The sequence below is a fragment of the Clostridium tarantellae genome, from assembly GCF_009295725.1.
GTDB classification, from domain to species: Bacteria; Bacillota; Clostridia; order Clostridiales; family Clostridiaceae; genus Sarcina; species Sarcina tarantellae.
This window is the reverse complement of record NZ_WHJC01000061.1, coordinates 1-14828: the sequence shown is the minus strand read 5'-3', so window position 1 is coordinate 14828 and position 14828 is coordinate 1. Positions and strand designations below refer to the sequence as shown.

Annotated in this window: 12 protein-coding genes; 9 read left to right on the top strand and 3 right to left on the bottom strand. The window is 24.2% G+C overall.

The window, feature by feature from the left end:
- The first annotated feature begins 221 nt into the window (after positions 1-221).
- From GBZ86_RS06300 to GBZ86_RS06285, 4 genes are all read left to right on the top strand, one after another.
- Positions 222-428 (top strand): hypothetical protein, encoded by a 207-nt coding sequence (locus GBZ86_RS06300; RefSeq protein WP_152888832.1) that lies wholly within the window; start codon positions 222-224, stop codon positions 426-428.
- 175 nt (positions 429-603) lie between these two features.
- A complete protein-coding gene (locus tag GBZ86_RS06295) occupies positions 604-1953 on the top strand; it encodes a glucose-6-phosphate isomerase (protein ID WP_152888831.1) in 1350 nt (449 codons plus the stop codon).
- A 3-nt stretch (positions 1954-1956) separates the two neighbouring features.
- Complete coding sequence (locus GBZ86_RS06290) at positions 1957-2406, top strand: YaiI/YqxD family protein (protein ID WP_152888829.1); 450 nt, start codon at positions 1957-1959, stop codon at positions 2404-2406.
- A gap of 232 nt (positions 2407-2638) precedes the next feature.
- Positions 2639-4648, top strand: a complete 2010-nt coding sequence (locus GBZ86_RS06285; protein ID WP_152888827.1) for a triple tyrosine motif-containing protein — start codon at positions 2639-2641, stop codon at positions 4646-4648.
- Positions 4649-4680: 32 nt separating this feature from the next.
- Here the strand turns inward: GBZ86_RS06285 and GBZ86_RS06280 are convergent, their stop codons facing one another.
- Positions 4681-4845: a small, acid-soluble spore protein, alpha/beta type gene (locus GBZ86_RS06280; protein WP_152888825.1), complete on the bottom strand. Its 165-nt coding sequence runs from the start codon at positions 4843-4845 to the stop codon at positions 4681-4683.
- Between the two features lie 184 nt (positions 4846-5029).
- On the opposite strand from GBZ86_RS06280, the gene GBZ86_RS06275 reads away from it, so the two are divergent.
- The 3 genes from GBZ86_RS06275 to ligA all read left to right on the top strand — a co-directional run bounded on the left by GBZ86_RS06275 (position 5030) and on the right by ligA (position 10465).
- Positions 5030-5752 carry a pseudouridine synthase gene (locus GBZ86_RS06275; protein ID WP_152888823.1) on the top strand — a complete coding sequence of 241 codons (723 nt, stop codon included), beginning with the start codon at positions 5030-5032 and terminating at the stop codon, positions 5750-5752.
- A 425-nt stretch (positions 5753-6177) separates the two neighbouring features.
- Positions 6178-8457, top strand: a complete 2280-nt coding sequence (pcrA, locus tag GBZ86_RS06270; RefSeq protein WP_152888821.1) for a DNA helicase PcrA — start codon at positions 6178-6180, stop codon at positions 8455-8457.
- A gap of 13 nt (positions 8458-8470) precedes the next feature.
- A complete protein-coding gene (gene ligA / locus GBZ86_RS06265; protein WP_152888819.1) occupies positions 8471-10465 on the top strand; it encodes an NAD-dependent DNA ligase LigA in 1995 nt (664 codons plus the stop codon).
- A 130-nt stretch (positions 10466-10595) separates the two neighbouring features.
- Here the strand turns inward: ligA and GBZ86_RS06260 are convergent, their stop codons facing one another.
- Positions 10596-10844, bottom strand: a complete 249-nt coding sequence (locus GBZ86_RS06260) for a hypothetical protein (RefSeq protein ID WP_152888817.1) — start codon at positions 10842-10844, stop codon at positions 10596-10598.
- Between the two features lie 130 nt (positions 10845-10974).
- Between GBZ86_RS06260 and GBZ86_RS06255 the strand changes: the two genes are divergently transcribed.
- Both GBZ86_RS06255 and GBZ86_RS06250 read left to right on the top strand, forming a co-directional pair.
- Entirely contained in the window at positions 10975-11451 is a 477-nt protein-coding gene (locus GBZ86_RS06255; RefSeq protein WP_152888815.1) for a hypothetical protein, read from the top strand.
- Positions 11452-11523: 72 nt separating this feature from the next.
- A complete protein-coding gene (locus tag GBZ86_RS06250) occupies positions 11524-13017 on the top strand; it encodes an ABC transporter substrate-binding protein (protein WP_170272173.1) in 1494 nt (497 codons plus the stop codon).
- Positions 13018-13052: 35 nt separating this feature from the next.
- On the opposite strand, the gene GBZ86_RS06245 is transcribed toward GBZ86_RS06250, so the two are convergent.
- Positions 13053-14678 carry a hypothetical protein gene (locus tag GBZ86_RS06245; RefSeq protein ID WP_152888811.1) on the bottom strand — a complete coding sequence of 542 codons (1626 nt, stop codon included), beginning with the start codon at positions 14676-14678 and terminating at the stop codon, positions 13053-13055.
- Positions 14679-14828: the final 150 nt, after the last annotated feature.

Genomic DNA, 14828 nt, shown 5'->3' with positions numbered 1-14828 from the left:
TTTTATTTCTTTATTAAGTAGTACATAAATTGAATTTTTAATATTTTTTATTTAAATAAAGTTAAAAAATTTACTTTGAAGAATTTTTAATAAGTATGTCTATAAAAAAGTTTAGTTTAGAGAAGTTTTTTATAGTAAACTATAGTTTTATATAGATATATAATTAAGTATTTTTAATAAAACATAGAAACTTAAAATTTTATTAAAGGGTGGGAATTAAAATGTTTAGATTTAATGATAGATTAGAAGAAAGAAAAAAAAGAGATAAAGAGTTAATGGAAGAGGTTAAATTAGGAAAAAAATTAAACTTTAAAGAGCTTATTTCCTTAATGATTTCACAATATATTATAATTCTTCCTTGGGCATTTCTTTGTATTTTTATATTTTTAATTGTTGCACAGGGAATAATATATTTTTGGAGTAGGTAAAATTCTTTTAATTTTTGAAAATAATATATAGTAATATCTATTGAAATATTATATTAAATTATTAATATGATGATATATAAAATAACATTTATAGAAACAATATGATATAATTAAAAAGGTTAGAAATAATGATTATTTATATTCATATTATAAATAATTATATGGAGGTATTATTATGAAAAAAGAATTATTTATTGATTTATCAAATGCAGCACCAATTTTAAAAGAGCACGAAATATCATATATGCAAGGAGCAGTTAATGAAGCTCATTCAAAGTTACATAATGGAAATGGTGTTGGAAATGACTTTTTAGGATGGATAGATCTACCTATAAATTATGATAAAGATGAATTTGAAAGAATTAAAAAAGCAGCAACAAAAATTCAAAATGATTCAGAAGTTTTAATAGTTATAGGAATAGGTGGTTCTTATTTAGGAGCTAGAGCAGCTATAGAAATGCTAACAAATAATTTTTATAATGTTTTATCAGCAGGACAAAGAAAAACTCCAGCAATCTTTTATGTAGGAAATAACATAAGTTCAACTTATATGATGGATTTATTACAGGCTATAGAAGGAAAAGATATAAGCGTTAATGTTATATCAAAATCAGGAACAACAACTGAACCTGCAATAGCATTTAGAATATTTAAAGATTATATGGAAAAGAAATACGGAAAAGAAGAAGCTAAGAAAAGAATATATGCAACAACAGATGCTAATAAAGGAGCATTAAAAAGCTTAGCTGATACAGAAGGATATGAAACATTTACTATTCCAGATGATGTTGGAGGTAGATTCTCAGTTTTAACTCCAGTTGGATTACTTCCAATAGCAGTTGCAGGAATAAATATAGATGAAATGATGAGAGGAGCAGCTGATTCTAGAGAAGAATATTCTAATCCATCATTAGAAGAAAATGCATGTTACAAATATGCAGCAGCAAGAAATGCTTTATATAATAAAGGAAAAGAAATAGAGATATTAGTTAATTATGAGCCAAATCTTCATTTCTTCAATGAATGGTGGAAACAATTATATGGAGAATCAGAAGGAAAAGATAATAAAGGAATATTCCCAGCAGCAGTTGATTTCACAACAGATTTACATTCAATGGGTCAATATATTCAAGAAGGTAGAAGAAACTTATTTGAAACTGTAATTAATGTAGAAAAAGTTGCAAAAGAAGTTGTTATAGAAGAAAGTGCTGAGAATATAGATGGATTAAATTTCTTAGCTGGAAAAACTATGGATTTTGTAAATAAAAAAGCTTTCCAAGGAACTTTATTAGCACATAATGACGGAGGAGTTCCAAATATAGTAGTTAATGTTCCAGAATTATCACCATATTATTTTGGAAGATTAGTTTATTTCTTTGAAAAGGCTTGTGGATTAAGTGGATATATTTTAGGAGTTAATCCATTTAATCAACCAGGAGTTGAAGCTTACAAGAAGAATATGTTTGCTTTATTAGGAAAGCCTGGATTTGAGGATTTAAAGGCTGAATTAGAGAAAAGATTATAATTTATGAGAATTATAGTAGATGGAGATGGGTGTGCTGGTAAAAGTATAATAGAGAACATAGCTAAAAAATATGATTTGCCAGTAATAATCTATTGTGATATACATCATAGAATAAGTTCTAATTATTCAACTGTTAAAATTGTTGATGATGGCTTTCAAAGTGTTGATATGTATGTAATAAATGAATGTAGAAAAAATGATATAGTTGTTACTCAAGATTATGGAGTAGCAGCTATGTCATTAGGAAAAAAAGCATTTTCTATAAATCCTAAGGGGTATATATATACAAATGAAAACATAGATAGATTATTGTTTGAAAGACATTTAAATCAAAAAGCTAGAAAAGCTGGATTAAGAGGAAAAAATCCTGCTAAAAGATCTAAAGAGGATGATGAAAGATTATTAATTAATCTTTCTAAACTTATAGAGAATATGAAAAAATCTCAGGGATAACCCTGAGATTTTTATTTAATGGTTTGATTATATGGATATAATAAAATTAGGAGATTTATTAGTGTTACTTGTAATAACACTAACAATATTATTATCAATATATATATAATTTATTCAAAAATATAAAATAAATAAATTGGAAAATAGATCTATACCATATTTTGTTTACATAATATGGAAAGTGTAATATAATTTATTATAGGTAATAGGGTAATTTTATGGGAGGGGTTTTATGGGAGAAATACTATTAGAAATAGAAGAAAAAGAAATTATAGATAGGGCTGAGCCCATTAATATAAAAGTTATAAATAATACTAATGAAGAATTAAAATACAAAATATTAGCTGGAAAGGATGGAATTTGGGAAACATTAAAGGAGTTTAATGAAAAAGCAGAAGTAAATTGGATTCCAGGAGATGATGGAAATTACATGATTATTGCTGAAGCTAAAAAAAAGAACTCCAATAAATCTTTTGATTTTAAAGTTTCTCAAAATGTTGCTGTGGGAGTAAATGAAGATAGATTAATAAAGAGACTATATGTAGATAAAGACAACTTAACTATAGGTGAAAAAATAAACTTATATGTAGATGGTGATGTTCCTCTTATTATGTATAGATATTTTATAAATTCTAAAAATGGATGGCAATTAATAAAGGATTATGGAGTGGATAATAGTCTAACATATACCATAAATGAAGAGGGAACTTTTGAATTTTTAGTTGAAGCAAAAACTACAGATTCTCCAAATAGCTTTGATGATTTTAAAACTATTTCTTTTAATGCAGTTGGATTTAAAAAGCCTGAAATAACTAATTTTTCATGCTTAAGTGAAGAAAGATTAGTTGATAGAGAATTATCATTTGAAGTTCATGGAAATTTTGAAGATGAAAGAACAGCACTTTATAAGTTTGTAAAAATTAATCCTAATGGAAAAACTTATTGTATACAAGATTATTCAACGAGAAAAATGGTTAGTTTTATAGAAAAAAAAGCTGGAAGTTATAAACTTTTATGTATGATAAGAGATATGTATTCAGCTAATGATTTTGATGATAGAGCGGTTATGGTGTATGAGGTATTATCTTATAAACCTTTAGAATTAAAGGGTTTTACAACAGATTTAAGTTCACCTCAAATAAATGGGGCAAATGTTTTAATTAAATCAATTGTAGAAGGTGGAAATAATTTATTATATAGATTTAAAATAGATGGACCTATTGCTGAGGATTCAGGATATACAAGAAACAGTACCTTTGTATGGAATACTAAAGCAAAAGGAGATTATAAAATAATTTTATGGGCTAAAGATGAACAATGTGATAAAGAATATGAAATTGAAGCTATAATAAATTATACAGTAGAAGAAAAGAGAGTAAAGCCAGTAATAATAACAGATGTGATTTTAGATAAGGATAAGGATTATTTAGTTAATGAATCAATTAAAGTAAAAGTAATTACAGATGGTGGATATAATTTAAGATATTCATTTGTTATATTAAAAAATGGATTAAAACAAGAAGAAATACCTTATGGTAATGCAAATTGGACTTCTTTTACTCCAAAAGAAACTGGCGAATATGAATTAGAAGTAAGAGTAAAAGATAAATACTCAGAAAAAGAATATGATGCACATACAGTTTTTCATTTAAAAGTAAAAGAATATATTGAGGGAAAGATACAACATATTTTAGTCCCTTCAAAAGGATATTTTTTAGTTGGTGATAAGATAGAATTAGAGGCAATATTAACAAACACTAATGAAACTCTAATAAAATATGTAACTAAAATAAATGAACAAATTGTAGAAGAAACAAATTATATAAATAATAATAAAATTACTGTTGTACCTAAATGTTCAGGAAAATATGAAATTGAATTATATGCAAAAAATAAAAAATGCAAAAATGGATTTGATAATAAAAGAGAAGTGAAGTTTTATATAAATGATGCATTGCCTGTTACAAACACCAAAATATCTGCTAATAAAGCAATTTATAAATTAAATGAAGAGCTTAATTTTATTACAACTAGTAATGGTGGTGCTGCTGTTTGTTATGAATATTATATTATGATTAATGGTAGCTGGAAATTGGTACAAAGATATAGTAGAAAAAATTATTATACCTTTAGGCCTTTTATTCCAGGTCAATATAGACTTTTAGTATTAGCTAAAAGTCATTACAATAAAAAGCGTAGTTATGAAGATTATGATAGTCTAGAATTTATAGTTGAAGAGTAAATAAAAGTCAGGAGATATTCTCCTGACTTTTTTTAATGAGGGTCATGACATCTGCATTTATCTTTCCCAAGTTTTCTTGATTCTTGTGAATATCCAAATTCATCAGAGGTTTCCATTTTCATTTTCTTTAATTCAGCTTTAGTTTTAGGATTAGATTTCTTATTATCTTTAGAATTTTTATTGTTTTTATGAGCCATAGTAATATCACTCCTTTTATTTTGTAATAATAGTTTTTGAAAAGATTTTTAATTTATTCTAGTATAGTGTTACCAATAAATTATTAAAAAAATATTTAAGCAGTTAATTAATATATAAATGTTAAATAAAAAAAGTAATGTGTTATAATTAAGAAATAATTAAATTTTAAGGAGGTTTTAGCTCTTGGAAAGATTAGATAAAGTTTTGTCGAACCTTGGATATGGTACTAGAAAAGAAATAAAGCAAGTGGTGAAAAAAGGATTTGTAGAGGTAAACGGAAAAGTTATAAAGGATAATGGACTTCAAATTAATCCAGAAATAGATAAAATAGTAGTTAATGGAGAAGAAGTTATATATAGAAAGTACATATATTTAATGATGAATAAGCCAGATGGAGTAATTTCGGCTACATATGATAATAGAGATGAAACAGTTATTGATTTGTTATATTATGAACATCAAGTTTTTGAGCCATTTCCTGTAGGAAGATTAGATAAAGATACAGTAGGACTTTTATTATTAACTAATGATGGAGATTTAAATCATAAGTTAATATCTCCTAAATGGCATGTGGATAAAATTTATTATGCAGAAATAAATGCACCTATAGATGAAAAAGATATTAAAGCTTTTGAAGAAGGAATAACTTTAGATGATGGATATAAGTGTATGAGTGCTAATTTAGAAATTGTAGAAAATTTAGAAGATATGGCTAAAGTACATGTTACAGTACAAGAAGGAAAATATCATCAGGTAAAAAGAATGTTTGAAGCTAGAGGAAAAAAAGTTAAGTATTTAAAAAGAATAAAATTTGGTACTATTCCTTTAGATGAAACCTTGGAAGAAGGCGAATATAGAGAGCTAACAGAGGAAGAATTAACAATACTGTACAAAAGTTTTGAATAAAATTTACATAAATGATTGTCTTCCTTCATTTATGTAAAGGAGTTGCAAAAAAAGTTATAAAATTACTTGCATTTTAAGTGTAGGTTTACTATAATAATCATTGCAAGGATAAATAAAAGGAATAAATAGCCCCCTTTTTATTTATTGCTTATTGCTAAGGCGCAACCTGGCCCCAAGGGTTGCGTTTTTTTATTTTTAAAAATTAATATGAATTTAAAATTGCAAAAAAATAAAAAAATGATTTTTATTTTTCTATGTAATAATATCAATATAATTGACAAGTATTAAGATAAGTATTGAAAATATTTACTAATACTTTATTTTTATATAAAAAACTATTTTAAAGCAACTTATGTCTATTTAAATAAATTTTAGGGTATTATGATATAATATTCATAGTTATATAATGAGAAGGAGTGATTCCATTGGATTTGAAGAGCTTACTTAATAAGGAGCAATATGAGGCAGCTACAACTATAGAAGGTCAAGTACTTATATTAGCAGGAGCTGGATCAGGAAAAACTAGAGTTTTAACCCATAGAATAGCACATATGATAGAAGACCTTTATATAAAACCTTACAATATTTTAGCAATAACATTTACTAATAAGGCTGCGGCAGAGATGAAAGAAAGAGTGAAGGCTTTAATTGGTAATGAAGCAGAATATATGTGGATTTCAACTTTCCATTCATCATGTGTAAGAATATTAAGGAGAGAAATAGAAAAATTAGGCTATAAAAAAGATTTTACAATATATGATTCATCTGATCAAAAGACTTTAATAAAGCATGTTATGAAAGAGCTTAATATTAATGAAAAAGATATAACTGATATGGAAATATTAGGAGCTATAAGTAAAGCTAAAGACAATTTACAAAGTGCTGAAAGTTTTAAAAGAGAATTTGAAGGAGACTTTAGAAAAAGTAAAATAGCCGATGCATATTTATTATACCAAAAAAAATTAAGACAAAATAATGCTCTTGATTTTGATGATTTAATTGTTAAAACAGTAGAATTATTTAAAAAAAATCCAGATGTTCTTGAATTTTATCAAAATAAATTTAAATACATAATGATTGATGAATATCAAGATACAAATAAGGCTCAATATGAATTTGCAAAATTATTAGCAAATAAATATAAAAATATATGTGTAGTTGGTGATGATGATCAATGTATTTACGCATGGAGAGGAGCAGATATTAGAAATATATTGGATTTTGAAAAAGATTATCCAGAAGCTAAAGTTGTAAAATTGGAACAAAACTATAGATCTAAAGGAAATATTTTAGAAGCAGCAAATAAAGTTATAAAAAATAATGCTGAAAGAAAACAAAAAGTATTAAGAACAGATCAAATTTTAGGAGAAAAAATAAGTATTTATAGAGCTTATTCAGATAAAATGGAAGCTACTTTTATAGTAGAAGAAATAAAAAAAATTATGCAAGAAAAAAACTTAAATTATAGTGATTTTGCTATTTTATATAGAACTAATGCTCAATCTCGTAATTTTGAGGAAGGCTTTAGAAGAGCAACTATTCCTTATAGAATTTTTGGAGGCCTTAAATTCTATGATAGAAAAGAAATAAAAGATATTCTTTCATATCTTAAGGTAATTGTAAATCCTCAAGATGCTATAAGTTTAAGAAGAATAATAAATGTTCCTAAGAGAAGCATTGGAGATACTACAATGGAAAAAGTTCAACTATATGCTAATGAAGTAGAGGATACATTATATAATTCACTATTAGATATAGATACTGTACCAGGGTTAACATCAAGAAGTATTAATCCAATAAAGAAATTTACCGATATGATGGATGATTTAATGATTATGTCAGAACAATTAAAAGTTTCAGAATTTATAGAATATGTTTTAGAAAAAAGTGGATACTTACAAGCTTTAAAAGATTCTAAACTTTTAGAAGATGAAAGTAGAATAGAAAACTTAAAAGAGCTAGTATCTGATGCTGTAGAATTTGAAAAAAGCAATGAAGAAGATAAATCTTTATCTACATATTTAGAAAAAGTTGCGTTAATTCAGGATATGGATAGTATGGGTGAAGAAGATAATTATGTTATGCTTATGACAGTCCATAGCTCTAAAGGATTAGAATTTCCAGTAGTATTTATGGTTGGAATGGAAAATGGAATATTTCCTAATAACATTTGTTTTGATAAGACTTCACAAATGGAGGAAGCTAGAAGACTTTGCTACGTTGGAATAACTAGAGCTAGAGAAAAGCTATATATGACTTCAGCTGAAACTAGAATGGTATTCGGTAAAACAGTTGCGTATCCTCAATCAGATTTTATTTCAGAAGTTCCAAGTGATCTTAAAGAGTATATAAATAAACCTAAAGTTAATAATGCAAATTCTGTTACGACAACTAGTAAAGGAATAAATTCTCGTTATAATAATCCTCATAGTCTAAGAGGAAATATGACTTATGGTAGAAGCAATATGACTACTTCTCAAGCTAATAAAAGATTAGATGATATATTAGGTTTATCTGATGAAACAAGCAAAAAATGCACTGTAACAGAGGCCAAAATAGGAAGAAAAGTTAAGCATTCTAAATTTGGAGTAGGAACCATAATAACAGCTACTAAAGTTGAAAATGATGTTAAATTAACAATAGCTTTCGATAGCCAAGGGGTTAAAAATTTAATGTTAAGTTTTGCACCATTGGAATTATTATAAAAGGAGTATAAAAATGGAAGTAAAGAAAAAAATTGAAGAATTAGTTAAAAAGCTAAATAAATATGCTTACGAATATTATGTTTTAGGTAGTTCATCTATAACTGATAAAGAATATGATAAAAATTATGATGAATTAGTTTCATTAGAAAAAGAAACTGGTTATATATTACCATATTCACCTTCCCAAAGAGTTGGCGATATTATACTTCCAGAATTTAAGAAATATACTCATAAAGCTAAGCTATGGAGTTTAGATAAAGCTCAAACAATAGAAGAGTTAGAAGAGTGGCATAAAAGAAATATTAAATTTATAAAAGAATATAATAAAACTGCTACAGAAAAATTACCATTAGCAAAATATATACTTACTAAAAAATTTGATGGTTTAAGTATAAACTTATCTTATGATGAAAATGGAGTTTTAATAACTGGAGCTACTAGAGGAACTGGTGAAGTAGGTGAAGATGTTACAGCTCAAATAAAAACAATAAGAACAATTCCATTAAAAATAGACTCTAATGATTTTTTAGAAATTCATGGAGAGGCTGTAATGACAAAGAATGCATTTGAAGAATATAATGCTAAGGCTGAAGTTCCTTTGAAAAATTTAAGAAATGGTGCAGCAGGAGCATTAAGGAACTTAAATGTAGCGGAAACTGCAAAAAGAAAATTATCAGCTTTTTTCTATGATATTGGATATAAAGAAGGAGTTCAGTTTAAAACTTATGAAGAAATGCTAAAGTATATAAACGAAAAAGGATTTCCTATGGATGATTACATAGAAGTATGTAATGATATAGATGATATAAAAAAGCAAATAGAATATATAGAAAATTTAAGATTTGAATTACAATACGATATAGATGGAATAGTTATTGCTATTGATGATATTAGAACAAGAGAATTATTAGGTTATACTGTTAAATTTCCTAAGTGGGCTATAGCTTATAAGTTTGCAGCACAAGAAACAACAACGAAGTTAATAGATGTTGAGTGGAATATTGGAAGAAGTGGAAGATTAGCACCAACAGCTATTTTAGAGCCTGTTGAACTAGCTGGAGTAACAGTAAAAAGAGCTACCTTAAATAATATGGATGATATAAATAGAAAAGGTATTAAGATTAATGCTGAGGTTTTCATAAGAAGAAGTAATGATGTTATTCCAGAAATAATGGGAGTTGTAGAAGATAGTTTACAATATGCAAAAGAAATAATACCACCTACTATATGCCCAGCATGTGGAGCTCATTTAATTCAAGATGGAGTTCATATATTCTGCGAAAATACTTTAAGCTGTAAGCCCCAATTAGTTAAAACTATTGTTCATTTTGCAGGAAGAGAAGCTATGAATATAGAAGGATTTTCTGAAAAAACTGCTGAACAATTATTTGAAAAGCTAGATATTAGAGATATTTCAGATCTATATAAATTAGAATATGAAAAATTGCTTAATTTAGAAAAGTTTGGACCTAAAAAAGCACAGAATTTATTAAATGCTATTGAAAATAGTAAGGAGTGTTCTTTAGCTTCATTTATTTATGCTTTAGGAATACCTAATGTAGGTGTGAAAACAGCCAAAGATTTAGTTAATCATTTTAAATCATTAAATAATATTAAAAATGCATCTTTTGAGGAACTTATTCTTGTATCTGATGTAGGAGATATAGTTGCAAATAGTATAATAGAATTTTTTAAAGAAGAAAGAATTTTAAATACTATAAATGAATTGTTAAATATAGGAGTTTCTCCAAAATATAAAGAACAATTAATAGAAGAAAGTATTTTAAAAGGAAAAATTATAGTTGTAACAGGAACTTTAAAAAATTATTCTAGAAATTCAATAAAAGAAAAATTAGAGTTATTAGGTGCTAAAGTTTCTGGAAGTGTAAGTAAAAAAACAGATTATGTTATTGTAGGGGAAGATGCAGGTTCTAAATATGAAAAGGCTAAAGCTTTAGGGTTAAATATTATCTCAGAGGAAGAATTTGAAAAATTGATTTTAAAATAATAATCAATAATATTTAAAAGAGTAACAAATCCAATATGTAGGATTGTTACTCTTTTTGTTTAAAATTCTTAAATTGCATATTATTAACATTATTTGAATAACAAACTTATTTTATGTAAAAATTCAATAATTATTTCTCTATGTAATTATCTGATATATATTCAGTTGAATTTTTTTCGTTTTTAATATTATTTTTTTTATCTTTAATTAAATAAATATTTTGAGCTATTTTTTCTAATAAATAATTTTGGTATTTAATTTGATTAAAGGCTTTATTAGCAATTATGAAAGCCCATATTGCTAAAATTATCATAGTTATCATAAATATAATTGCTATACCTTGGAAAACTAGCCCAACAATTTCATTTGCTAAGGTCATAAACAACACCTCCATTTTTTGTAAAGATTAAATAAATTATAACATAGCTTATATAAATATAATACTCTTAAATAATTGAGTGTATCATATCATATACTTTAATATATTAATTCTTTTGGGAGTATTAATAATGTTATTAATTAAAAAAATATATTTTACATTTAATAAAGATAAATTAGAAAGAGCTAAAATGAAATTAAGAAAAATTTCTATAAATAAGGTACAATTTCTTATAGAAAAACAATGTAAAAATTTAAACATAAATTATTTAATATTAGTTAAAGAAAAAAATAATTTAGTGTTTAAATTAAAAGTTAAAAATAAAAATATTATATTAAAATTTCATAAAGATTTAGCAATAACATTAAGTGATTATAATAATTTTATGACTGTATTTAATAAAGAGGATGGATATAGGGGGTACTATGTTACCACTGGAGTTTTTCATCATGATATATACAGTAAAAATTATTTAGAAATTATTAGAAAAAAAATAGATATTATAGATGGAAATAAGTTTTTATTAAATCAAAAGTGGTTTAAATCATTTAATTACAATAATTTTAATTATAATGATATATCATTTAACAAATATTTTAAAGTTTAACTGATTAATATTAAGTTTCTTGTTAATAATTTATTAATGATAGTAATTACATTATACAGGAGATATATATTAATGAAAAAAAGTATTAATTTAATTTTTTTTATAGTCATAAGTGTATTATTGATTAGTTGTAATAAAATAAGTAGCTTAGAAACAACTTCAAACAAAGAAGATGAAAGTATAATTTATTCTGTTGAGAGTATTCCTAGTTCTTTATTACCAAATTTAGGGGTTAGTGTTGGTGAAAATGATTTAATATGTTCTTTATTTGAAGGTTTAGTCGAAGTTGATGAAAAGGGTAATATTATACCAGCATTAAGTGAGGGGTGGAAATTAAGTGATAATAAATTAGAGTATACTTTTATTATAAAAAAAGATATAAAATGGAGTAATGGTAATCAAATTAAAGCTAAAGATTTTGAAGATTATTTTAAAGATTTATTATCTCCTCAAAATAAAAACTTTATTGGTGATGAATTAGATTCTATATATGGAGTAAAGGAATATAGAAGTGGGAAAAATTCTTTTAATGAAGTTGCAATAAAAGCTATAGATGAGTTTACACTAGCTATTAAAATGAATAAGGTTGATGATGATTTATTATATAACTTAACAAAGCCTATTTATAGACTAAGAGATTTGAAAAGCCCTTTAAATAATTATTTAAATGATTATACTAGAATAAAATATTCAGGACCATATATAATTAATAGTTTAAATAAAGATACTAAAGAAATAAAATTAATAAAAAATAAATTTTATCCTAATAATGCAGGAGTAAATGAAATTGTATTTATTAAAAGTGAAGAAAAGGAGTTAGATTTTGCTGCATACAATATTGGTAAAATAGATGTAATGAAAAATCCTCCTATTACTTTGTTTAAAGAAGGTAATTTGCTAACTAGTAATCATATATATACTACTAATATTATGAAAATATTAATTTTTAATTGTGATAATGCTATTTCTGGACTTTTAGATTTTAGAAAAGGTATAATGAATGCTTTAAATTTAGAGTTAATGGATAGTTATATAATAAAAAATAATATAGGAAAGTGGAATGTTAATGAATTGAATTATTTACAAGTGGTTGAAAAAGATATTTCTAATAAACCAATTGAAATTTTAGATAATTATGATAAAAGACAAAGTTATTATACACAAGCAATACAATTTTTTTACAATTTAAATATTTATGATAAAACAATAAGGTTAATAGGTAAGGATACTTTAGAAAATCAGTTTATAGGAGAATTTATAAGAGATTTATTAAAAAGTAAATATTCAATTAAGGTATCTTTAAATTTATATGATGAAGAAAAATTAAAAGATATTTTAGAAGCTGGACAATTTGAGATATATATAGGTGAGTTAGATTTAAATGAAGAGAATTTTACTTATGAATTTATAAATTCTAATTCTGAAATTTTTGATAAAAATTTATCTATAATTTCTTTATATAATATTAATGATATTTGGTGTAAATCAGATAAAATAAAATACTTATTTGTAGATAAAAATGGCAACATAATATTTAAATATATAAATAAAAATCTACTTACATAATGTAAGTAGATTTTTATTATAGAATTTTAATAATTTTATGGAGATTTTAAAAAGAATTCATCTATATTAAAATCATTTTCATTATTATTAAAATTTATTAATAAATCCTCATTATTTTTAGTTTTTTCAAGTTCTACATCTAATATTGCATCATTTAAAGAAATATCTATAGAATCTGATACCATATCTTCATTATTATCTATTTTAGAAGAAGTTTTTTTAGTATTAATAGATTTTTTATTATATGCAGGTTTTATGTTGGAAAACATATTATTTATATAGTCAGATTGTAATAAATAATTAATTATAAAAAATAATAAAAAATTTATATTACTATCAAATGTATTTTTGTTACTTGAAAATACTTCTTTTTTTCTTGAATAAATTACATTTTTCATAAAAATAGAGGCTAATCCAGTTAGTTCTGGACTATTACAATTAGGCATTCTAAACATAGCTTCTTCTATAAGATCTGAAGATTTTAATGAAGAATTTATATATCTTTCATATGAATCTAAATTAGGTGGCTCAGGAAAACCAGTTATTAAACCAGAATTAACAATATATTGTTTATAAACTTTAAATATAATATCAGCAATATTTTTTGATGAATCTATATATTTATAGTATAAAATCATATTTAAAATATATAAAATAATTTCAATACTAGAATATTTTATTTCTTTTTTATTTAAAGATTTAGATAATATGCCTCTTTCATCATCATACATATTAATGAATAAATCTATTATATCTGTAAATGAATCTTTAAATAAAGATATATTCAAATTTTCATAAGCAAGCATAAGATTCATAGCCAATAATCCAGTAGTTTCAAGATCAGAAATAGAATTAGCAGATTCATAATATTTAGAATTTATATAATCACATAAATCTATTAAAAGAATTTTACAATTTTCATCTTTAGATAAATTAAACATAACATTTAAACAAAAGCATATTTTACAACAATCATTAAGTGATAATAAATAAATACTTTCTTTTATTTCTAAAAACATTTGTAGTATTTCAAAGGCAAATTTTTCATATGATTTTGAATCTTCATCTTCTTTACAATTTTTAGCATAGCAATAATAAGAAATCATCATAAATGCTTGATCAACAAGATTAAACTTTGAGTTTTTTTCACTTAAATTTAATTCACCTTGATGAATAGATTCAAGATTTTTTTTATCTATAAAAAAACCTTCATTATTACGTAAATAATTATAATAAAATTCAAGTTGAATTTTACTTAAGCTTTTATATAAATTAGATATTTCATTTAATTGATCATCTAAAGAGGTAAAACTATCATAATATCTAGTTAAATAAATTAATGAAGAAGTCATAAGAGCATTTGATAATATAGGGATATCTTTTTTGAAAGTAGTATCATCCCAGCTTTTATAGTATTTAGAAGAATATATATTAGGTTTAGCTTTTTTATATACACAAAGCAAAGGAGTTGTTCCACGAAAACTTGCAAGTTCTTCTTTTGTAAATTCTATGTTTTTTAAAATTTTTGAATTTATTGTAATTCCACATCTTGATTCCAAAACGATATGTTTTATAGCTTCTCTTGATAAATATAGAAGTTGTGATTCGATCTCTTTAGTAGAAAGAGAATTCATTCTAAAAAAAGGACCTATATATTTCAAGTTTTTCACCTCATAAAAATAATTCTTATATTATTAATATGAAAAAAAGAATTAAATATTACTATAGCTTTTAAGTATTAATAAATAGTATATTGATAAAATATTACTTTAATTGATAAAGGTGAAAATAACCAATATACTATATGTATA

Bases quoted from the DNA above. Each gene is read 5' to 3' on its own strand.
- GBZ86_RS06285 (WP_152888827.1), top strand. From the start codon at position 2,639: ATGGGAGAAATACTATTAGAAATAGAAGAAAAAGAAATTATAGATAGG.
- ligA (WP_152888819.1), top strand. From the start codon at position 8,471: ATGGAAGTAAAGAAAAAAATTGAAGAATTAGTTAAAAAGCTAAATAAA.
- GBZ86_RS06300 (WP_152888832.1), top strand. From the start codon at position 222: ATGTTTAGATTTAATGATAGATTAGAAGAAAGAAAAAAAAGAGATAAA.
- GBZ86_RS06295 (WP_152888831.1), top strand. From the start codon at position 604: ATGAAAAAAGAATTATTTATTGATTTATCAAATGCAGCACCAATTTTA.
- GBZ86_RS06250 (WP_170272173.1), top strand. From the start codon at position 11,524: ATGAAAAAAAGTATTAATTTAATTTTTTTTATAGTCATAAGTGTATTA.
- GBZ86_RS06290 (WP_152888829.1), top strand. From the start codon at position 1,957: ATGAGAATTATAGTAGATGGAGATGGGTGTGCTGGTAAAAGTATAATA.
- GBZ86_RS06280 (WP_152888825.1), bottom strand. From the start codon at position 4,845: ATGGCTCATAAAAACAATAAAAATTCTAAAGATAATAAGAAATCTAAT.
- GBZ86_RS06260 (WP_152888817.1), bottom strand. From the start codon at position 10,844: ATGACCTTAGCAAATGAAATTGTTGGGCTAGTTTTCCAAGGTATAGCA.
- GBZ86_RS06255 (WP_152888815.1), top strand. From the start codon at position 10,975: ATGTTATTAATTAAAAAAATATATTTTACATTTAATAAAGATAAATTA.